Origin of the sequence: Paralysiella testudinis (assembly GCF_016894345.1) — a bacterium.
Classification (GTDB): Bacteria; Pseudomonadota; Gammaproteobacteria; order Burkholderiales; family Neisseriaceae; genus Paralysiella; species Paralysiella testudinis.
This window is the reverse complement of sequence record NZ_CP069798.1, coordinates 2,462,039-2,481,741: the sequence shown is the minus strand read 5'-3', so window position 1 is coordinate 2,481,741 and position 19,703 is coordinate 2,462,039. Positions and strand designations below refer to the sequence as shown.

The following is a 19,703-nucleotide window of genomic DNA, read 5'->3' as shown; positions in this document are numbered from 1 at the left end:
CCTTCAGCCGTTTCTCTAACTGCGGTAAATTTGACGGCGGTTGCCGATTTTAACCACCAACAGGATGATTTCCTGATCTTGTATATCGCAAATAATACGCCAGTCGCCAATGCGGTATTTCCACAAATCACCCAAGCGCGCGCCCTTCAAGGCTTCACCGATGCTTCGCGGGTTTTCCAGCGGCGCCAATCTTTCGTTTAAAAATTGCAGAATACGGCGGGCAGTTGGCGGATCAAGTTTTTTAAGCTCTTTCAGGGCTTCTTTTTCAAAGCGGATTTGCCAAGTCATATTCGGCCATCACTTCGTTTAATGATACGGTATGGCTGCGCCCTTCTTTGAGCGCGGTTAAACGTGCTTCGGCTAAATATATGTCTTCAATATCTTCAAGGCCGCGCTCAATGCTTTCGCGCAGATAAAAGGCTTTGGTGCGCCCGGTGCTGGCGGCCAGATGGTTTAGGCGTTGCTCCAGTTCGGGAGAAAGGCGGATGCTGGTGGGCATGGTATTGCTCCTGTGTATTCAATGTATTCATTGTATTCTCTGCAAGTGGGTAAAACAAGTGATATAGCAAAAAAACTAAATAATTCTAAAGTGTTGGCTCGCCTTAGCTTAAAGAGAACGATTTTGTAAGGCGCAGCAACGCCGCAGCACTTTGTTATACATTTCACTGTATTTTCTTTTCTATGAACACGATGGCTCACATATAAAAAGGCTGCCTGAAACTTTCAGGCAGCCTTTTTATGGTTTGGCACAGCTAAAATGCCGGTGGTGTTATACCAATTCGAAAAAATAAGATAACAAGGCGGCGAGTCGCAGACAGTACAGCTAGTACGGCAAGGCGAGCCAACGCAGTTAGGTTATTTTTTAGGATTGGTATTATACCGAAAATGAAGAGCCGCAACCGCAGGTGGTGGTGGCGTTGGGGTTGCGGATGACAAACTGTGAGCCGTGCAGGCTTTCGGTGTAATCAATTTCGGCGCCCAGCAGGTATTGGTAGCTCATCGGATCCACCAAAAAGGTGAGACCGTCTTTTTCGATTTGAAAGTCGTCGTCGTTCACGATTTCGTCGAAGGTAAAGCCGTATTGGAAGCCGGAGCAGCCGCCGCCGTTCACAAACACGCGCAGTTTTAGGTCGGGGTTGTTTTCTTCGGCAATCAGGTCTTTCACCTTTACGCAGCAGCTTTCGGTGAACACAATCGGGCTTTCGAGGGCGGTTTCGGACATGGGATTTCCTTTATTCTATTCAAACGGTGTGTGTTGGGGCTATTTTGCGCCAAGGGGCGGTAAAGGTCAATTTTTCAGGCAGCGTTGAAGCGTGTGCTGGAGACAAACCTCTGTCGGATTCAAGAATCCGACCTACAAACGATAGGCTGCCTGAAAAGGTTTACGGTAGCAGCGGGGTGATGTTCAGCCCGGCGTTTTCATCTATGCCAAACATAATATTCATGTTCTGCACCGCTTGCCCGGCTGCGCCTTTCACCAGATTGTCAATTACCGACAAGATAATCCACACTTCGCTTTGCGGCGCTTGCTGTACGCTGATGCGGCAGATATTGGCACCGCGCACCGAGCGGGTTTCCGGTGTGCTGCCTGCGGGCAAGATATCAACAAAGGGGCTGTTTTGATAATGCTCGGCCAATAGGGCGTGCGGGTTAACCCCGGCTTCCGTATGCAGATAGATGGTGGCATGCATGCCGCGAATCAAGGGGGTGAGGTGGGGCACAAATACCAAGCCGTCGGCCACGCCACTTTGCAGGGTGTTGATGGTTTGGCGGATTTCGGGCAGATGGCGGTGGCCGCCCACGCCGTAGGCTTTGAAGTTGTCGCCTGCTTCGGCAAACAAGCTGCCCACGCTGGCTTTGCGCCCAGCACCGGATACGCCGGATTTACAGTCGGCAATCAGCGGGGCACCGCTTTTCAGGCAGCCTTGCTGTAATAGCGGCACCAAGGGCAGCGACACACAAGTGGGGTAGCAGCCGGGGTTGGCCACCAATTGTGCTTGGGCGATGGCGCTGCGGTTTAGCTCGCTTAAGCCGTACACGGCGCGGGCTACCCATTCGGGGCTGGCGTGGCTCATGCCATACCATTGCTGCCAGGTGGCGATGTCTTGGATGCGGTAGTCGGCGGAGAGGTCGACCACTTTCACCCCGGCAGCCAGCAGTGGCGGGGCTTCTTGCATGGCCACACCGTTGGGGGTGGCAAAAAACACCACGTCGCAGGCGGCCAAATCGGCTTGGTCGGGTGTTTGGAAATACAGGTTCGGATAGATGCCGCGCAGGCTGGGAAAATAATCGGCCAGCGCCACCCCGGCTTCACCGCGGCTGGTTACGGCGGCCACTTGCACTTGCGGATGTTGTGCCAGCAAGCGCAGCAATTCCACGCCGGTGTAACCGGTGGCGCCGACAATGCCGGCTTTGATGGTTTGGGTCATTTGATTTCCTTGGCGGTTGGGTCAATGATTGCCGTTGCTTTAGGTGTTTTCAGGCTGCCTGAAAAGGTTTGCCGCTCATTATCCGCTTATTATAAAGACACTTGCGAACCCAGCTCCACCACGCGGTTGCCCGGAATGCGGTAGTAATCGGTGGGCGGGGTGCTGTTTTTATACAGCCACTTGAAAAAGCGGGTACGCAGGCGGCCCATGTGTTGCGGCGCGGTTTTGTCGGCCACGGTGATGCTGTCGCGCGACAGGAAAAACGAGGTGTCCATCAGCTCCAAATCGGTACCGTGTTTGCGCGCCAAGGCCATGATGTGCATGATGTTGGGCGTTTCCTGAAAGCCGTAGTTGGCGATGATGCGGCTAAAGTGCGGGCTCAGTTGCTTGATGGCCAGCCGCTCGTGGGCAGGCACATACGGCACATCTTTGGTTTGCACGGTAAGCATGATGTTGTGCTCATGCAATACCTTATTGTGTTTGAGGTTGTGCAACAATGCGCGCGGGATGTTAAACGAATCGCTCACCATATACACGGCATTGCCAGACACGGTTTGCGGCGGGTATTCTTCCAAATTGTGCAAGAATTCGTCCAGCGTCCAGTCGTCATCGTGCTGCTGCTGGTTGAGCAAGCGGCGGCCATAGCGCCAGGTGCTGAACACCAGCACCAACACGGTGGCCACCAGCACCGGCAGCCAGCCGCCGTGGGCGAGCTTGAGTAGGTTGGAGCTGAAAAACACCAGGTCAAAACACAAAAACAGCCCGGTAAGCCCGAACGCCAGCCACTTAGGCCAATGCCATTTGTTAATCATCACAATGCAGAACAAGATGGAGGTCATCACCATGGTGCCGGTAACGGCAATGCCGTAGGCCGCGGCCAAATGGCCGGAGTCGTGAAAGCTCACCACCACCAGCACCACCGCCACCAGCAGCATCCAATTTACCGTGGGCATATAGATTTGCCCCATTTCGTCTTTGCTGGTGTGGATAATGCTCATGCGCGGTGCAAAGCCAAGCTGAATGGCTTGGCGGGTGAGCGAGTAAGCGCCGGAAATCACCGCTTGGCTGGCAATAATGGTGGCTGCGGTGGCCAGCAGAATCAGCGGAATCAGCCCCCATTGCGGCACGCTGAGAAAAAACGGGTTGCTGATGGCTTCGGGCTGGCGCAGCAGCAAAGCGCCTTGGCCGATGTAGTTCAGCGCCAAGCTTGGCAACACCATGCTCACCCAGGCGATTTGAATCGGGCGGCGGCCGAAATGCCCCATATCGGCATACAGCGCTTCGGCGCCGGTGACCGCCAGCACCACCGCGCCTAGGCCGATAAAGCCGCCCCAGCCGTGGTGAATGGCAAAATATAAGCCATGATAAGGATTTACTGCTTGCAAGATTTGCGGATATTGCACAATCTGGTAAACGCCGATTAAGGCCAATACCGAAAACCACACCAACATCACCGGGCCGAACAGAGCGCCGATTTTCTGGGTGCCGTGGCGCTGAATCCAAAACAGCCCCAGCAAAATCGCCAGCGCCAAGGGCATCACCCAAGACGCAAAGTGCGGATGGATAACGGTGAGCCCTTCGGCGGCGGACAGCACCGAAATGGCAGGGGTGATGATGGCATCGCCATAAAACAGCGAAGTGCCGATGAGCCCCATCATCATCACCAACCAAGCGGGCTTGCCTTGCAGGTATTGCAAGGCCTGCTGCATCAAAATCACCACCCCGCCTTCGCCTTTATTGTCGGCACGCAGAATAAATACCACATATTTGAGCGTTACAATCAGCAGCAGCGACCAAATAATCAGCGACACAAAGCCGAATACATTGGTCTGCTCCACCCCAATGTGTGAGGCGGCAAAGCTTTCTTTCAGGGCATACAAGGGGCTGGTGCCGATGTCGCCGTAAACAATACCCAAAGCGGCTAGGGTCATGGCGGCGGTGGCGTGTTTTTTTTGCATGGTGTGGTTACGCACAGGGAAAAAGAGACGCATAGTGTACCCCTGCCGTGGCGGAAAAAACAGCGGATTGTGCGCTGCAAAATAGCGTTGATGGCAGTGGCGTGCTTGGGTATCTGTGGCAAGATGCCGCAGCGGGCGGGTGTCGCAGGCAATCGGGCGTATAATGGCGGCGGATTTGGCGGTGTGGCCGCTGCCAAAATCAGGATGCCGATGTAATTCGAATGATGTGTTGTTTTTCGATGCACATCAAGTTTTGATAAGGCGCTTGCGGGTAAAATGCAGGGCTTATTCGGCTTTCAGGCAGCCTTAATCCGGCCAAATAGCATCATAATGCCGATTTCAAAAATAAGGTAACACGGCGGCGAGCCGCAGACAGAGTGGTACGCAACAGGGTTTGTTGGTGCGCCTGCACCGTACAAAATCGTTTGCTTAGCGCTAAGGCGAGCCAACGCCGTTAGGTTGTTTTTTGAAATCGGTATAACAACAAAAAGCAAAAATAGATAAACATTATGTGAGGAACACATGGCACAGCAACCCAAAGAACAGGTGGTCAACCTCTATCAGGGCAGTAAACGCATCCATCCCAAGCTGGCCAAAGGCCGCTTTGCTAACTGGCGTATTGCCGTTATTCTGGTCACCCAGTTGGTATTTTATGTGATTCCGTGGCTGAACTGGAGCGGCCGCCAAGCGGTGCTGTTTGATATTCCGGGGCGCCATTTCTATATTTTCGGCATCACCTTGGTGCCGGGCGATTTGATTTACCTTACTGGCCTGTTGCTGCTCAGCGCTTTTGGCCTGTTTTGGTGGACCACCATCGCCGGGCGCTTGTGGTGTGGCTATGCCTGCCCGCAAACCGTGTATACCGAAATAATGCTGTGGATAGACCACTTGGTGGAGGGCGACCGCAACAAGCGGCTCAAGCTGGATAAAGAGCCGTGGAACGCCCGCAAAATCCGCATCAAATTCACCAAATACCTGCTGATTTTTGTGGTGTGCGCGTGGACCGGCATTACCTTTGCCGGTTGGTTTACCCCCATCCGCGAGCTGGTGCCGGCGTTTTTCAACTTTACCGTTTCCGGCGGCGCCCTGTTTGCAGCGGCGTTTTACGGCTTTGCCACTTTCTTTATGGCGCACATTATGCGCGAGCAAGTGTGCAAATACATGTGCCCCTATGCACGCTTCCAAAGCGCCATGTTCGACAATGACACCCTGATTATTTCTTACGACGAAGAGCGCGGCGAGCCGCGCGGCGCGCGCAAGAAAAACCTCAGCAGCCAAGAGGCGGGGCTGGGCGACTGCATCAACTGCACCATGTGCGTGCAAGTGTGCCCGGTGGGCATCGATATCCGCGACGGCCTGCAATACGAGTGCATCGGCTGCGCTGCCTGTATCGACGCCTGCGATGAAATCATGGATAAAATGAGCTACCCGCGCGGGTTGATTCGTTACACCACCGAAGCGGCGCTGAAAAAAGAATACCCGGAAAGCAAAATCAAACAGCGCTTGCTGCGCCCGCGTGTTACCGGCTATGGTGTGGTGTTGTTGCTGGTGTTTGCCGCGCTGGTGTTTAGCCTGTTTCACCGCGATACCGTGCGCGTAGACATCATCAAAGACCGCGGCGTGATGGTGCGCGAAAACAAACAGGGCATGCTCGAGAATCTGTATAATCTGCGCATTATCAATGCCAACGAAGTGGATCAGGTGCTGCTGCCCAGCGTGAGCGGCTTTGAAACCATCCAGCTCAACGGCGTGGATGCCGCAGGCATTGTGGTGCCTGCCGGCAGCACCATCACCGTGCCGGTGCAGGTAGCCACTTATCCGGATTATGCCGGCAAAGGCAGCCACCCAATTGAATTCACCTTCCGCTACCGCAATGTAAACGAAGCCGATGCCGAAGCGCGGGTGATTACCGAAAAAGCCTCATTTATTGGAGAATAAACGCGTGCAGCACAACAGCAATAAGCAGCAAACTCAAAGCAAAGTCTGGTACAAAGAGCCGTGGCCGTGGCTGTTGATGGCAGGTCCCGCCATTGTGGTGGTGGCCGGGTTTGCCACCTACTACATTGCCAACACCCGTGGCGACACTTTGGTGAGCGATGATTATTACAAAGAAGGCAAAAACATCGAGCTGCAACTGGAGCGCGACGAAGCCGCGGTAAAACAGCACATCACTGCGCAAGTGCTGGTAAGCCCGGACAACGACCAAGCCAAGGTGTTTATCAGCGGCCAATTCGACCCGCAAGAAACCATCAACTTGCTGTGGATACACCCCACACAAAAAGAATGGGATCAAACCGTGGTGCTCAAGCGCGATGAAGACGTGCCGATGTCGGGCGATAAAGTCACCTATTCGGCGGTATTCAAACCACTGCACCCGAGCAACCACTGGTATGTGCGGGTGGAAGACGCCAAGCAACAATGGCGCGTGCAAGACAAGTGGATTGTCAGCCAGGGCAACAGCTTGAATCTGGCGCCGATGCATCAGCAGATGATGCCGCAAAAAAGCAGCTAGTTTTATCAACATAAGGCTGCCTGAAACCTTTCAGGCAGCCTTAAATCATTTATAATGCCCCGTTAGAGCCTTAATTCAGAGCCTTAACCGTTTGTTGCCGAAAACCGTTGTTGAAAAGAAAGCACAATACCCATGGATGATTTATTAAAAGAAGCCGCCCTGCAATTTCACCAATTCCCCAAGCCGGGCAAGATTCAGGTAGCCCCCACCAAGCCCTTGGCCACCCAGTATGACTTATCACTGGCGTATTCGCCCGGCGTGGCCGCGCCTTGCATGGAAATCTACAACGATCCCTTAGCCGCTTACAAATACACCGCCCGCGGCAATCTGGTGGCAGTGATTTCCAACGGCACTGCCGTATTGGGGCTGGGCAATATCGGCGCCTTGGCCGGTAAGCCGGTAATGGAAGGCAAAGGCGTTTTGTTTAAGAAATTTGCCGGTATTGATGTGTTCGACATCGAAGTCAACGAAACCGACCCCGACAAACTGGTCGACATCATCGCCTCGCTGGAGCCCACCTTCGGCGGCATCAATCTGGAAGACATCAAAGCGCCGGAATGCTTCTATATTGAGAAAAAACTGCGCGAACGCTGCAACATCCCCGTATTCCACGACGACCAACACGGTACCGCCATCATCACCGCCGCCGCCGTGCTCAACGGCCTGCGCGTGGTGGGCAAAAATATCAGCGAAGTAAAATTGGTGTGCTCCGGCGCCGGTGCCGCCGCCATTGCCTGCTTGGATTTGCTGGTGGCCTTGGGCATGCAGCGTCAAAACATCACCGTGTGCGACTCCAAAGGCGTGATTTACCAAGGCCGCGACGAGCGCATGGACGAATCCAAACAGCGCTACGCCCAAGCCGACAGCGGCCAGCGCGTATTGGCCGATGCGGTGAGCGGAAAAGACATTTTCTTGGGCTTGTCCGGCCCCAATGTGCTCAGCGTAGACATGCTCAACACCATGGCCAAAGACCCGATTATCCTGGCACTGGCCAACCCCACCCCCGAAATCTGGCCGCCGGAAGCCAAAGCGGCACGCCCCGATGCCATTATCGGCACCGGCCGCTCCGACTTCCCCAATCAAGTCAACAATGTATTGTGCTTCCCGTTTATCTTCCGTGGTGCGCTCGATGTGGGTGCCAGCACCATCAACGAAGAAATGAAGCTTGCCTGCGTGCGCGCCATTGCCGATTTGGCTATGGCCGAGCAAAACGACGAAGTGGCCAGCGCCTACGGCAATGCCGAGCTCACCTTCGGCCCCGAATACCTGATTCCCAAACCGTTCGACCCGCGCCTGATTGCCGTAATTGCGCCTGCCGTGGCGCAAGCGGCCATGGATTCCGGTGTGGCCACTCGCCCGATTACCGACTTCGACGCCTACATCGAAACACTAAACGAATTTGTTTATAAATCCAGCTTGTTTATGAAACCCGTGTTTGCACAAGCCAAGCGCGAGCTCAAACGCGTGGTATTGAGCGAAGGCGAAGACGAGCGCGTGCTGCACGCCGCCCAGCAAATCATCTCGCAAAAACTGGCCTTCCCGGTGCTGATTGGCCGCCCCAGCGTGATCGAAACCCGCCTGAAAAAACTCGGCTTCACTATCCAGCCGGGCAAAGATTTTGAGCTGGTAAACAACGAAAACGACCCGCGCTACCGCGAATACTGGGAAGAATACTACCGTCTGCGCAAACGCCACGGCGTTACCGAAGAAATGGCGCGCCGCCGCATGATTGGCAACACCACCTTAATCGGTGCCATGATGCTGCACATGGGTCATGCCGATGCACTGGTGTGTGGCACCATGGGCCGCTTCCGCGACCACTTCCAAATCATGGACGAAGTGATTGGCTACGACAACCCGCAACACAACGCCTGCGCCATGAACGCGCTGATTTTGGGCAACGGCAACATCTTTATTGCCGACACCTATGTAAACGCCAACCCCAGCGCCGAGCAACTGGCCGCCGGCACCTTAATGTGCGTGGAAGAAATGCAGCGCTTCGGCATCACCCCCAAAGTGGCCTTGCTGTCCAACTCCAACTTCGGCTCCATCGAACTGCCGGGCAGCCAAAAAATGCAACATGCCCTGGCCATGATTCAGGCAGCCAAGCCCGATTTGGAAATCGACGGCGAAATGCAGGGCGATGCCGCCTTAATTGAAGACATCCGCCAGCAAATCATGCCCGATTCCCCACTCAAAGGCTCGGCCAACCTGCTGGTAATGCCCAATGTGGAAACCGCCAACATCAGCTACAACCTGCTGCGCGTATCCGCTTCCGACGGCGTCACCATCGGCCCCATCCTTATGGGGATGGCCAAACCGGTGCACATCGTTACCCCCATTTCTTCCGTGCGCCGCATCGTGAATATGGTGGCCTTGGCCGCCGTGGATGCCCAGCGCACCAAATAAACGGCCGCGATAGCAAAAGCCCACGCGCACTTTATGTGACGTGGGCTTTTTTACGGGGTGCGGCAAGTAGGGTGCGCCCCGCGCACCGGTGGTAGCCGATACCCGCAGGCGCAGCCACGCACGCAGAAACCATTTAAACCGTATGCGTGGCTATGCACACACCCACACACGGTCTGATGCATGCCTTTGTGGCGATTTTGTTTTTCTTTTGCAGTGGTGTGTGGGGAGCGCACCCTACCAAGGGTTTAATCGACAAGTCAAAGTTGGCCACGGTCTTAGGCTACCTGAAAATACATTGGCATAAAAAGTCCACCTTGAGTGTAAAAACTGACAAAATTCGTCAGTTTTTCTGCTTCAAGCCAAGCAGGCGTGCAAATGCTAATTTATTTTTTAATTTAAAAACAATATATTATTTTTATTGAGGCGATGGCATGGCAGGTGCTTTATCTTTTTTAACCAAGCGTCTTGCTTGTACTGGCCAACCGAACACCGCCAGACATAAAGCTGTTTTATCCCCCCCCCACTTCCTTATTTTGGAGAGAAAAAAATGAAAGCATTGCAAAAAGGTTTTACCCTGATTGAATTGATGATTGTAATCGCGATTATCGGTATTTTGGCTGCCATCGCTCTGCCGGCCTACCAAGACTACACCGCCCGTGCGCAAGCTACTGAAGGCTTTAAGGCTACTTCTGGTTTGCAAACCGATATTGGTACCTATGCCGCAGATAAAGGAAGTTTAAAAGATGTTGGTAAAGTTGGTGGTGTTATCGATCTCCAAGCTAAAGCTCTGGAAGGTAAATATTTTGCTGCGAAGTCGGTAAGTGTTGGCGCAGATGACGGTGTAATTACAATTTCATTTACCTCAGGCGCTAATAGCGGCAAATCCATGACGCTTAGTCCAAACTTAGTAGCCGCGAGTGGCCAAATATCAAAATGGACATGTGCGCCGGCTGCTGGTGCCAATGGTATTGAGGCGAAACGTTTGCCTACTTCATGCCAATAATGATTTAGTAAGCTATAACTTTCTGTTAAAGCCCCGATATTTCGGGGCTTTTTTTAAAAATGATTGGGTTGTTTGTGATTTTATATAAAAAAAATAACATACGCGGATTTACCCTGATTGAGTTAATGGTGGTGATTGCCATTATGGGTGTGCTGGCGGCGCTGGCATTGCCGACATATCAAATATACAGCGGAAGAGCCCAAGCCATGGAAGCTTTTACGGCTACCGATGGCTTGCGCCATGAAATGGCGGTGTGGGCGGCCAACTACAAAGCTTTTCCCGATGCTGCGGCAGTAGCCGGTGTAGGCTATATCGGCAGCCAGGCCACGGCACTAGGCGGGCGCTACATTACGGATGGCGCTGTTACAGTGGCCGCAAATACCGGCGTGCTATCGATTCCATTTGATGCCGGGGTGCTTCAAGGTAAAACCTTAATCTTTACGCCTACCTTAAATTTAAACGGGCATGAGCAAATCATTAAGTGGCAATGTGGCGGCAGCAATAACGGCAATACAGTAGAGCAAAAATATTTACCCAGCAGCTGCCAAGATTAAACAGATTTAACTGCACCGTATTGGCAATATGGCAATTTTATTTAAGTAATGATAAATTGCACTATAGTCAATACTATATTTGAGTAAAAATGAAATTCAGATTAAAAGCATTTGCCATTCATTTATTGGCATCTCTTTTGGTGGCCATGGCAAGCCTGTATCTTGTGTTCCATCTATGGCACCCGGATCCATTGCAAAAGGCAGTGGGTGTAACCGGTATTTTTTTATTGGTGCTGGCGGTGGATATGGTGTTGGGGCCGCTGCTCACCTTGGTTGTGGCATCGGATGCAAAAAAGAAAACGCTTAAATTCGATATGGCAGTGATTATTGCTTGTCAAATAGCGGCGTATTTATACGGTATGCACAGTATTGCGGTAAGCCGTCCTGTTTATGTGGCATTTGATGTGTTGCGTTTTGAGGTGGTGCAGGCAGATTCTGTGGTTCGAGATGAAAGCAAAGCCATATTGCCACAGTTTGAGCGCAACCCTTGGTTTAAATTCCACTGGGCAGCAGTGCGGCCATTTCAAGATGCCAAAGAGCAAAATAATCGGACATTTTATGAATTGCAAACAGGCATTTCACCGACGATGCAGGCGCATTTATATCAATCCATTGAGCAGGCTTGGCCAGCTATGAATGCAAGAAAACACCATTTGGATGAGTTGAAAAAATACAATTCACCCGAAGTGGTGCAACAAATTTTGCATCAATATCCGCAAACAGACAGCTATCTGCCCTTAAAAGCACCTGTGCAGGATATGGCTGTATTACTGGATAGCCGCCAGCGTAAAATCATTAAAATAGTTGACTTGCGTCCATTTTAAATAATTGAAGTTACGCACTTATTGGCCAATGCTGAAAAACCATCGAATATGCCATTACCGAACTTGATTCGGCAATCCATAGTAAACATAAACCGACACAGTAGCAAAGCAGAAATAGCACCAATACCATTGATTTTAAAACAGATGATTTATTCTGCTCTTTCTCTGCCAATGGATTGCCGAATCAAGTTCGGCAATGACGGTTTTACTTTTCAGGTAGCCTTAATACACAACTGCGTAACTTCAGTTAAATAATTGAAAAATAATCAAAACCTGCAGTCTAAGCCGGGCATGGATTTGCCCATCATTTTCAGGGCTTGGCAGATGTTTGTTTTTGCAGCAGCCTTGCTTTAAACTGCAAATAATTTTGTATTTTGATTAAAGGCTGCCTGAAATGCGTGCAAACACTGCTGAATCCCATCCCAATTCATTTTCCAAAATCAAACTGATTATCGACACCGACCCCGGCCAAGACGATGCGGCGGCGATTTTGATGGCGCACGGCTTGGCTAGGCGCGGGCTGGTGGATTTTATCGCCATCACCGCAGTGGCGGGCAATGTGGGCTTGCACCACACCAGCAAAAACGCACGCATTATTTGCGATTGGGCGGATGAGGCGGATTTTCCGGTGTATGCCGGTGCCACCAAGCCTTTGCTGCGCGAATTGGTAACCGCGGAAGAAGTGCATGGCAAAACCGGGCTGGACGGCGTGGCGCTGCACGAGCCGCGCACGCCTTTGCAGCCGGCACATGCGGTGGCGTTTCTCATCGATACCTTGCGCCATGCCGAGCCGGGCAGCATTACGCTGTGCCCCATTGGCCCGCTCACCAATATTGCCCAAGCCTTGGCCTTGGCACCCGATTGCGCGCGCGGTATTGCGCGCATTGTGCTGATGGGCGGCGCTTATTTCGAGGCAGGCAACATCACCCCGGCGGCGGAATTTAATTTTTATGTCGACCCACACGCCGCGGCGATGGTGCTGAACAGCGGCGTGCCGATTACGGCGCTGCCGCTGGATGTTACGCACAAGGCCTGCATCACCACCCCGCGCATGAATGCGCTGCGCCAAACCGGCACTGAAAACGGCGCGCGGCTGGCGGATATTTTGCACAGCTACGAGCGCTACGACACGCAAAAATTCGGCCTGGAAGGCGGCCCTTTGCATGACCCGTGCGCCATTGCCTGCGCGGTGTTTCCGCATTTGTTTGGCGGCAAAGACTGCTATGTGGCGGTGGAAACCCAAAGCGAGCTCACCATGGGCGTCAGTGTGGTGGATTGGTGGGGTACTACGGGCAAAGCGCCGAATGTGCATTGGGTAACCGAGGTGGATGCCGATGCTTTGTTTGATGAGCTGAGGCAGAGTATGTTGCAATTGCCTTGATGGGGTATTGATAGATGTGGTGCGCGGGGCGCACCCTACGGATTTAAGCATTGGTCGGCAGAGCATTGATAATACTAACTGAAGTTACGCATCCAATGTTTCAAAGCCGCCTGAAACCCTTGTATTACAGCGTCCGTCGCACCTGCGAAGGCAGGTGCCCAGTCTGAAGCAAAGCTTCAGCTTTACAGCATATCGCGGCGGCTGCATTTAATGCAGTTATCAGCTGGTTTTAAAAAGCAACCCGACTTTCTAAAATCAAAGCGATGCTTTGAACTAGGTATCTGTCTGAAACCATCGAATGCGTCATTGCCGAACTTGATTCGGCAATCCATGGTGAAAATAAACCGACACAGTAGTAATACAGAAACAGCAGTAATATCATTGATTTTAAAAAAATAGTTGAATTTAATCTTTCCCTGCCAATGGATTGCCGAATCAAGTTCGGCAATGACGGTTTTACTTTTCAGGCAGCCTTGATACACAGCTGCGTAACTTCAAGATACTAATATTCGTCATGTTTGTCGCTCCTGTGTAGGCAGGAGCCCAGTTTGAAGCATCACTTCAGTGGCTGTGGATTCAAAGTGAAACTCAAGCAGGAAATAGTGAAAATGATGGCTTGAATTTTAGTGTTCTGAAAATGAGCCATCAGCAAAGCGTTGCTTTGCACTGGGCACCCGCCTGCGCGGGTGCGACGGTGCTTCGGTTTGTAACGCCGTAGGTCGGATTCTTGAATCCGGCAATGGTTCAAAGAATTAAGATGTAGATGTTTTTTGGCCAATGCGGCAAAATGTCGGATTCAAGAATCCGACCTTGTATCTCTCAAGCGGTGAGTAAAACGCGTATTATTCCCGCCCCGTATGGCAGCAAACTGTATCCGACCCAAGTGCCCGACACTGAAATGTAGATAACACTGCCATACACCTCATCCTACAATCTGAATGGTATCCAGTGCGCGGCAGCGCCCGCAAGACACTGCATAAATAAGGATAGATTATGATGAACTTCCAAGTATTGGGCATCGACATCAGCAAAAACAAATTAGATTGTGCTCTTATCCGCGACATTGGCAGCAGTAAAATCAAAACCAAAGCATTGCCAAACCACCTCCAAGGCTTTAACCAACTGACAGAATGGCTGTATAAAAACATCGGTGAAGACTTAAGCCTACTCAAAATTTTCATGGAAGCCACCGGCGTTTACCACGAAGCATTGGCAGAGTACCTGCATAACAAAGGCATCGCCGTTTATCTGCTTAATCCTGCCGACAGTGCCCATTATGCCAAATACGACAGCTTGCACAAAACCGATAAGGCTGATAGCCAGTCACTGGCCAGAGCCGGTATTGACCGCCTCATGCACCACAAAGTACGCCAATGGCAGCCTGCTGCACCCCACATCAAGCGGCTCAACGCACTACTAGCCCGTCTAGATGCGCTGCAAAGCTGATCTGCAGCGTGAAGACAACCGCATGGAGAAAGCCGGATTCAGCGCTGTTCCCGAAGCGGTCAGCCAGTCCATCAGCACCATGCAGACCAATTTGAAGCAGCAGATTAGCACCATCACACAGGAAATCGAACAACATATTGACCGGCATCCTGATTTGAAAAAGACCGTGCTTTACTGCGCAGCATACCCGGTGTAGGTGAAGTGGTTTCATTGCGCATGGTTGCGCTCTATCATAGCAAACATTTTACCTCCGCCTCGCAAATGGCTGCCTATTTGGGATTGGTGCCGAAAAACGGGAATCCGGCAAACACAAAGGCAAAGCCATGCTTTCCAAGCGGGGCAGTTCGGTCATACGAGCTAAGTTGTATATGGCTGCGGTGGTTGCAAAAACGTGGAATCCGGATATTAACGCGCATTACCGCAGACTGAAAGCCAGAAACAAAACGGAAATGCAGACCATCGGCGCAGCGATGCGCCGCTTGGTACAGATTTGCTTTGGTGTGTTGAAGCACCAATGCGAATATCAGGCCAAAATAACCATTGCGGCTTGATGCGAGAGATGGTATCTACTGAGCATATATTGAGCCGCTCTAGGCTGCCTGAAAGGGAAAACCGCCATTGCTAGGCTTAAATTAATGCATCAAATCAGTTTCAGGTAGCCTTGGTTTTACTAATCGGTATCTAACCGCCAATTTGTGTCACCCCCATTATTTCGCGGAGTGCGCCCATGCCAAAAGTGTTTATTTTGCCGTGGCTGCCCTGCTGGGTAGTGGGGGTGTTGTTGTCTCTGGCTTTGCCGTTTGGCGGCGCGGTGTATTGGCTGGCGGCGGCTTTATTGTGTGTGTTGCTGTGGGCTTGGTGGCGGCAGCCGTGGCTGGGCTGGATGTTGGCGGTATTATTGGGCTGCGCTTACGGGGTGTGGCGTGCCGAGTTGGCGCTGGCGCAGCAGTGGCCGTTGGTGGTGCCGCAGCAGGCCGCACCGCTGGTGATTACGGTGGCCACGCCGCCGCAGCAAGACGAGCGGCGGGTGCGTTTTGAGGCGCTGGCTTACACCGAAAATGGCCAGCGCTACCGTTTGCAGCTGTCGGACTATCGCAATCGGGAATGGCCGCTGGGCAGCCGTTGGCAAGTGGGTGTGCGGGTGCGGCCGATGGTGGGCGAAGTGAATGCGGTGGGTTTTAACCGCGAAGCGTGGGCGCTGGCCAATGGGATTCAGGGCGTGGGCAGTATCGGCCAAATGCGCGAAAGGCTGCCTGAAAGCGCCACAGCGGCGATTGCTTGGCAGCGCTACCGTGCGGGCTTGAGTGTGCGCTGGCAGGCCACGGCAGCGGATTATCCTTTGGGCGTGGCTTTGATGCGGGCGCTGAGTTTAGGTGAGCAAGCGGCGTTACCGCAGGCTGCGTGGCAAGCGTTTCGCCCTTTGGGCATCAACCATTTAGTAAGCATTTCCGGTTTGCATATCGGCTTGGTGGCGCTGTGGGCGGGCTGGCTGATGCGTTGGACATTGCGCTGGCTGCCGTGGCAACCGGCGCAGCCCAAGCTGTGGTGGCTGGCGGCGGGGGTGGCGGCGGCTTTGTTTTATGCGGCGCTGGCCGGGTTTGCGGTGCCCACGCAGCGGGCGCTGTTGATGCTGTTGGTGTTGGCTTGGGGCTGGTGGCGGCAGCGCCATCAAACGCCGTGGCAGGTTTGGTGGGCGGCGCTGGCTTTGGTGTTGCTGTTTGATCCTTTATCGGCTTTGGCACCGGGGTTTTGGCTGTCGTTTGGTTTGGTGGCGGCGTTATTGTGGGCGGGCAGTGGCCGCGTGGCCGAGCGCGGGCTGCGTTGGCGGGCTTGGCGCACGGCGTTGCGGGCGCAATGGGCGGCGGCTTTGGCTTCGCTGGTGCTGGTGGCGTATTTTTTCGGCACGGTGCCTTTGCTCAGCCCGCTGGTGAATGCCGTGGCGATTCCGTGGTTTTCATGGCTGCTGGTGCCGCTGGCTTTGCTGGGCTTGCTGTTGCCATGGCAGGCGCCGTTGATGTGGATGGCGGCGCTGGCCGAATATACGCTGCGGGCGCTGATGTGGCTGGGCGAATATGCGCCGGTGTATGCCCCGGCGCAGCCACCGTGGCCAGTGGTGGTGCTGGGTGCGGTGGCGGTGTTGGTGCTGTTGTTGCCGCGCGGTGTGGGTTTACGGCCGTGGGCGTGCTTGTGTTTACTGATGCTGTTGGGTTTCAGGCAGCCTTTATTACCGGCGAACACGGCCAAAATCACGGTGTGGGATGTAGGGCAGGGCTTGGCGGTGTCGGTGCAAACGCGGCAGCGCCATTTGCTGTTTGACACCGGCACCGCCGCCGCCACGGAAATGCAGCTGCTGCCCAATTTGCGTGCTCAGGGCGTGCGTGGCTTGGATGTGTTGGTGTTGTCGCACCAGGATGCGGATCACGATGGCGGCGCGGCGGCATTGCGGCAGGCACTCAAGCCGCAGCGGGTGTTTGCCGGGCAGCCGCAAGCCTATGCCGATGCGGATTGGTGTGCGGGCGGGCTGAATTGGATGTGGGACGGCGTGTGGTTTGAGTTTCTCACCCTGCCGGTGGCTTCGCCCTTGGGCGACAACGACCATAGCTGTGTTTTGCGGGTGGTGGCCGGGGATAAGGCGCTGCTGCTCACCGGTGATTTGGGCGTGCGCGGTGAAGCGGCATTGCTGGCCGAATACGGTGAAGATGTGTTTAGCCACGTGTTGATATTGGGGCACCACGGCAGCCGCACGTCCAGCTCGCCTGCATTTTTGCGCCGGGTGAGGCCGGAGTGGGCGGTGGCTTCCAGCGGCTTTGCCAATGCCTACCGGCACCCGCATCCGCAAGTGGTGGATTTGCTGGCGCTGCGGCAGGTGGCGCTGTATCGCACCGATAATCAGGGCGGTGCCAGTGTGTTGCTGGCAGAAGGGCAGCCTTTGCAGTGGCAACCGCTGCGGCCACGGGTGCCGTTTTGGCAGCGCAAGCCGTTGCGGGGTGGAGATGATTGAGGCTGCCTGAAATATATAGCAAAGAAATTAAATAACTGAAGATATGCGCTCGTATAAATTAAAGCGCAGCCATTTACAAGTTATTTTGTTTAAGCTACTTGAAACGAAAAATCCGTTCAGCCCATCCCCTGGCGCAGCCGAATCGGAGCGGATTTTAGCGGGAGAAGGGTGCGCTATGTTTGAGCGCAGCGAGTTCACACCCGCCGCTAAAATTCGTGGAGATGAGGGAAGTTTGCGCAGCAAACCTACAACCGGGGTCGCCTTTTTTTGCTTACTTATTTTGGCGAAGCAAAAAAAGTAAGTGGCCGCGCGGCCATGAAGCGCAAAGTAAAACGATAAGGAAACGCATAAAAACCACAGCACTTTTTAAAATAACTCATACCAATTCTATAAAATAAGATAACAAGGCGGCGAGCTGAAGACAGTACAAGTAGTACGGCAAGGCGAGCCAACGCAGTTAGGTTATTTTATAGAATTGGTATCACTTCGTTTTGCTTTGTGTGCCAATGGATTGCCGAATCAAGTTCGGCAATGACGGTTTTACGTTTCAGGTAGCCTTAAAAGATGTGTCGCACCTGCGCAGGCAGGTGTCTAGTCTGAAGCACGGCTTCAGTTGTAGGAACAGAGTACAGGGCTTTGTAGAGTCAAAGCGCTGCTTTGAGCTGGGCACCTGCCTGCGCAGGTGCGACGGATGTGATAGCACATTGATGGAATCATTTATAGGGGCGGGCTTAATGCCCGCCCGCAATGTTTCGTTTGCGGGTGTTGATGAAAACAATGCCGTTTATTCGTCTTCTTCTGCCCAAGCCTGCTTCAAGGCTGCCTGAATGGTGTGCATATCAAAGCCGCGATAAGCCAGAAAACGCATTTGTTTGTGTTTTTCGGCCATATCGGCGGGGGTGTGGCTGAATTTTTTGTGCAATACGGCGATGGCCGCTTGCTGTTGGGTGTCGGCATCGGGCAGGTGTTGGCGGATGGTGTCGGCGTCCACGCCTTTGGCGGCCAAGGCCTGTTGCAGGCGCAGGTTGCCGTGGCTGCGGGCTTTGCTGTTGATGTAGGCTTCGGCATAGCGGGTGTCGGACTGCCAATGGCGCTCGGCCAGCTCATCCAGCAGGGCGTTGATTTCGGCGTGGTTGTCGCTGAGTTGCTGTAATTTTTGCGCCAGCTCGGCGCGGCTGATTTCGCGCCGTGCCAGAATGGCCAATGCACGCTGGCGCAAGTCGGGCTGGGGTTTCATATTAGTGCACCGGGTCTTTGGGGTAGAGGCGGTCGTAGATTTCCGGCAGGCTGCCAATCACCAAGTTGGGGCGGGTGGCCGGGTTTTGCCACAGCGCGTCCATATCGGCATAGCCCCAGTTAACACCCACACTGGGGCAGCCGGCGGCGTGGGCGGCGAGGATGTCGTTGGCCGAATCGCCCACCATCAATAGGTTTTCCGCCGCCACGCCCAACACTTCGGCGCAATGCAGCAAGGGCTGGGGCGACGGTTTTTTTTCAGGCAGCGTGTCGCCGCCGATAACCAAACTGAAATAATCGAGCAAACTCAGTTGCTGCAACAGCGCCACGGCCAGCACTTCGTTTTTATTGGTGACCACGGCCAGCGGCAGATTGTGTTTTTTAAACAGCTTCAGCGCAGTTTCCACTTGCGGATAGGCGCGGGTGTGTACGGCCAGATGGTCGCGGTAGTAGCGTACAAACGCCACAAAGCCTTGCTGCCACAGTGCATCATCGGCTTGGCTGCTGGGCGTGTCGGTGAGGGAGCGGTGTACCAAAGTGGCCACGCCGTCGCCCACATAGCCGGCCACGGTGTCTTGCGGCAGCGGCGGCAAGCCCAGCTCGGTGCGCATGGCGTTGGCGGCGGCGGCCAAATCGGCGATGGAATCAACCAAAGTGCCATCTAAATCAAAGGCGATGGCGTGGATTTGTTGCCAGGTGAGGGCGGGTGGGTTCATGGGTGGCTTTCAAAGGAATATTGGGGGCGATTGTACCATTGCGACACGAGGCTGGCGGTATATTGTGGTGTGTTGGCGGCTGTTGGCCGCCATTGGCAAAACATGGCTGCCGATGGGTTAAATTAGGCTTATTTTGATGTTGCATTGCACAAAATTGCTGTGAAAACAGGGGTTTGAAATTTACCCAAGTTTTTTATTATAAGATTGATGGTCTTGGCTTTTTTGCCCTGCGGG

General features: G+C 53.5%; 18 protein-coding genes and 1 pseudogene. 12 read left to right on the top strand and 7 right to left on the bottom strand.

What is annotated here, in order from left to right; genetic code table 11:
• Positions 1-15: 15 nt before the first annotated feature.
• The 5 genes from JQU52_RS12670 to JQU52_RS12650 all read right to left on the bottom strand — a co-directional run bounded on the left by JQU52_RS12670 (position 16) and on the right by JQU52_RS12650 (position 4,387).
• On the bottom strand, positions 16-288 hold the full coding sequence (locus tag JQU52_RS12670) for a type II toxin-antitoxin system RelE family toxin (protein WP_230338828.1): 273 nt from the start codon (positions 286-288) through the stop codon (positions 16-18).
• A complete protein-coding gene (gene relB, locus JQU52_RS12665) occupies positions 266-499 on the bottom strand; it encodes a type II toxin-antitoxin system RelB family antitoxin (RefSeq protein WP_230338827.1) in 234 nt (77 codons plus the stop codon). Before relB ends, JQU52_RS12670 begins: the two co-directional genes overlap by 23 nt.
• Before the next feature lie 375 nt (positions 500-874).
• Positions 875-1,222, bottom strand: coding sequence for an iron-sulfur cluster insertion protein ErpA (gene erpA / locus JQU52_RS12660; protein WP_230338826.1), 348 nt, complete (start codon positions 1,220-1,222; stop codon positions 875-877).
• 160 nt (positions 1,223-1,382) lie between these two features.
• On the bottom strand, positions 1,383-2,429 hold the full coding sequence (gene argC, locus JQU52_RS12655; RefSeq protein ID WP_230338825.1) for an N-acetyl-gamma-glutamyl-phosphate reductase: 1,047 nt from the start codon (positions 2,427-2,429) through the stop codon (positions 1,383-1,385).
• A gap of 89 nt (positions 2,430-2,518) precedes the next feature.
• The gene (locus JQU52_RS12650; protein WP_230338824.1) at positions 2,519-4,387 is read right to left on the bottom strand and encodes a potassium transporter Kup; all 1,869 of its coding nucleotides are present in this window, start codon (positions 4,385-4,387) and stop codon (positions 2,519-2,521) included.
• Positions 4,388-4,909: 522 nt separating this feature from the next.
• Here JQU52_RS12650 and ccoG point away from each other — a divergent pair.
• The 12 genes and pseudogenes from ccoG (at position 4,910) to JQU52_RS12580 (ending at position 17,818) form a co-directional block, all read left to right on the top strand.
• On the top strand, positions 4,910-6,325 hold the full coding sequence (ccoG, locus tag JQU52_RS12645; RefSeq protein WP_230338823.1) for a cytochrome c oxidase accessory protein CcoG: 1,416 nt from the start codon (positions 4,910-4,912) through the stop codon (positions 6,323-6,325).
• Positions 6,315-6,899, top strand: a complete 585-nt coding sequence (locus JQU52_RS12640; RefSeq protein ID WP_268866617.1) for a FixH family protein — start codon at positions 6,315-6,317, stop codon at positions 6,897-6,899. The genes ccoG and JQU52_RS12640 overlap by 11 nt, the downstream gene beginning before the upstream one ends.
• A 132-nt stretch (positions 6,900-7,031) precedes the next feature.
• The gene (locus JQU52_RS12635; protein ID WP_230338822.1) at positions 7,032-9,308 is read left to right on the top strand and encodes an NADP-dependent malic enzyme; all 2,277 of its coding nucleotides are present in this window, start codon (positions 7,032-7,034) and stop codon (positions 9,306-9,308) included.
• Positions 9,309-9,855: 547 nt separating this feature from the next.
• Complete coding sequence (locus JQU52_RS12625) at positions 9,856-10,311, top strand: pilin (protein WP_328300589.1); 456 nt, start codon at positions 9,856-9,858, stop codon at positions 10,309-10,311.
• Positions 10,312-10,385: 74 nt separating this feature from the next.
• Positions 10,386-10,865: a pilin gene (locus JQU52_RS12615; protein WP_328300587.1), complete on the top strand. Its 480-nt coding sequence runs from the start codon at positions 10,386-10,388 to the stop codon at positions 10,863-10,865.
• Between the two features lie 89 nt (positions 10,866-10,954).
• Positions 10,955-11,689: a TfpX/TfpZ family type IV pilin accessory protein gene (gene tfpZ / locus JQU52_RS12610; protein WP_328300585.1), complete on the top strand. Its 735-nt coding sequence runs from the start codon at positions 10,955-10,957 to the stop codon at positions 11,687-11,689.
• A gap of 394 nt (positions 11,690-12,083) precedes the next feature.
• A complete protein-coding gene (locus JQU52_RS12605; protein WP_230338820.1) occupies positions 12,084-13,070 on the top strand; it encodes a nucleoside hydrolase in 987 nt (328 codons plus the stop codon).
• Between the two features lie 993 nt (positions 13,071-14,063).
• A complete protein-coding gene (locus tag JQU52_RS12600; protein WP_230338819.1) occupies positions 14,064-14,516 on the top strand; it encodes an IS110 family transposase in 453 nt (150 codons plus the stop codon).
• Positions 14,500-14,712 carry a hypothetical protein gene (locus JQU52_RS12595; RefSeq protein WP_230338818.1) on the top strand — a complete coding sequence of 71 codons (213 nt, stop codon included), beginning with the start codon at positions 14,500-14,502 and terminating at the stop codon, positions 14,710-14,712. Before JQU52_RS12600 ends, JQU52_RS12595 begins: the two co-directional genes overlap by 17 nt.
• Before the next feature lie 20 nt (positions 14,713-14,732).
• A pseudogene (locus JQU52_RS12590) lies at positions 14,733-15,067 on the top strand (transposase).
• Positions 15,068-15,243: 176 nt separating this feature from the next.
• Positions 15,244-17,517: a DNA internalization-related competence protein ComEC/Rec2 gene (locus tag JQU52_RS12585; RefSeq protein WP_230338817.1), complete on the top strand. Its 2,274-nt coding sequence runs from the start codon at positions 15,244-15,246 to the stop codon at positions 17,515-17,517.
• A 43-nt stretch (positions 17,518-17,560) separates the two neighbouring features.
• Positions 17,561-17,818, top strand: coding sequence for a hypothetical protein (locus tag JQU52_RS12580; RefSeq protein ID WP_230338816.1), 258 nt, complete (start codon positions 17,561-17,563; stop codon positions 17,816-17,818).
• A 483-nt stretch (positions 17,819-18,301) separates the two neighbouring features.
• On the opposite strand, the gene recX is transcribed toward JQU52_RS12580, so the two are convergent.
• The gene (gene recX, locus JQU52_RS12575; protein ID WP_230338815.1) at positions 18,302-18,754 is read right to left on the bottom strand and encodes a recombination regulator RecX; all 453 of its coding nucleotides are present in this window, start codon (positions 18,752-18,754) and stop codon (positions 18,302-18,304) included.
• A 1-nt stretch (position 18,755) separates the two neighbouring features.
• Positions 18,756-19,469: a phosphoglycolate phosphatase gene (locus JQU52_RS12570; RefSeq protein ID WP_230338814.1), complete on the bottom strand. Its 714-nt coding sequence runs from the start codon at positions 19,467-19,469 to the stop codon at positions 18,756-18,758.
• Positions 19,470-19,703 lie beyond the last annotated feature (234 nt).

Coding starts and splice junctions, on each gene's coding strand:
- JQU52_RS12670 (WP_230338828.1), bottom strand. CDS start 288: ATGACTTGGCAAATCCGCTTTGAAAAAGAAGCCCTGAAAGAGCTTAAA.
- relB (WP_230338827.1), bottom strand. CDS start 499: ATGCCCACCAGCATCCGCCTTTCTCCCGAACTGGAGCAACGCCTAAAC.
- erpA (WP_230338826.1), bottom strand. CDS start 1,222: ATGTCCGAAACCGCCCTCGAAAGCCCGATTGTGTTCACCGAAAGCTGC.
- argC (WP_230338825.1), bottom strand. CDS start 2,429: ATGACCCAAACCATCAAAGCCGGCATTGTCGGCGCCACCGGTTACACC.
- JQU52_RS12650 (WP_230338824.1), bottom strand. CDS start 4,387: ATGCAAAAAAAACACGCCACCGCCGCCATGACCCTAGCCGCTTTGGGT.
- ccoG (WP_230338823.1), top strand. CDS start 4,910: ATGGCACAGCAACCCAAAGAACAGGTGGTCAACCTCTATCAGGGCAGT.
- JQU52_RS12635 (WP_230338822.1), top strand. CDS start 7,032: ATGGATGATTTATTAAAAGAAGCCGCCCTGCAATTTCACCAATTCCCC.
- JQU52_RS12625 (WP_328300589.1), top strand. CDS start 9,856: ATGAAAGCATTGCAAAAAGGTTTTACCCTGATTGAATTGATGATTGTA.
- tfpZ (WP_328300585.1), top strand. CDS start 10,955: ATGAAATTCAGATTAAAAGCATTTGCCATTCATTTATTGGCATCTCTT.
- JQU52_RS12605 (WP_230338820.1), top strand. CDS start 12,084: ATGCGTGCAAACACTGCTGAATCCCATCCCAATTCATTTTCCAAAATC.
- JQU52_RS12600 (WP_230338819.1), top strand. CDS start 14,064: ATGATGAACTTCCAAGTATTGGGCATCGACATCAGCAAAAACAAATTA.
- JQU52_RS12595 (WP_230338818.1), top strand. CDS start 14,500: ATGCGCTGCAAAGCTGATCTGCAGCGTGAAGACAACCGCATGGAGAAA.
- JQU52_RS12585 (WP_230338817.1), top strand. CDS start 15,244: ATGCCAAAAGTGTTTATTTTGCCGTGGCTGCCCTGCTGGGTAGTGGGG.
- JQU52_RS12580 (WP_230338816.1), top strand. CDS start 17,561: ATGCGCTCGTATAAATTAAAGCGCAGCCATTTACAAGTTATTTTGTTT.
- recX (WP_230338815.1), bottom strand. CDS start 18,754: ATGAAACCCCAGCCCGACTTGCGCCAGCGTGCATTGGCCATTCTGGCA.
- JQU52_RS12570 (WP_230338814.1), bottom strand. CDS start 19,469: ATGAACCCACCCGCCCTCACCTGGCAACAAATCCACGCCATCGCCTTT.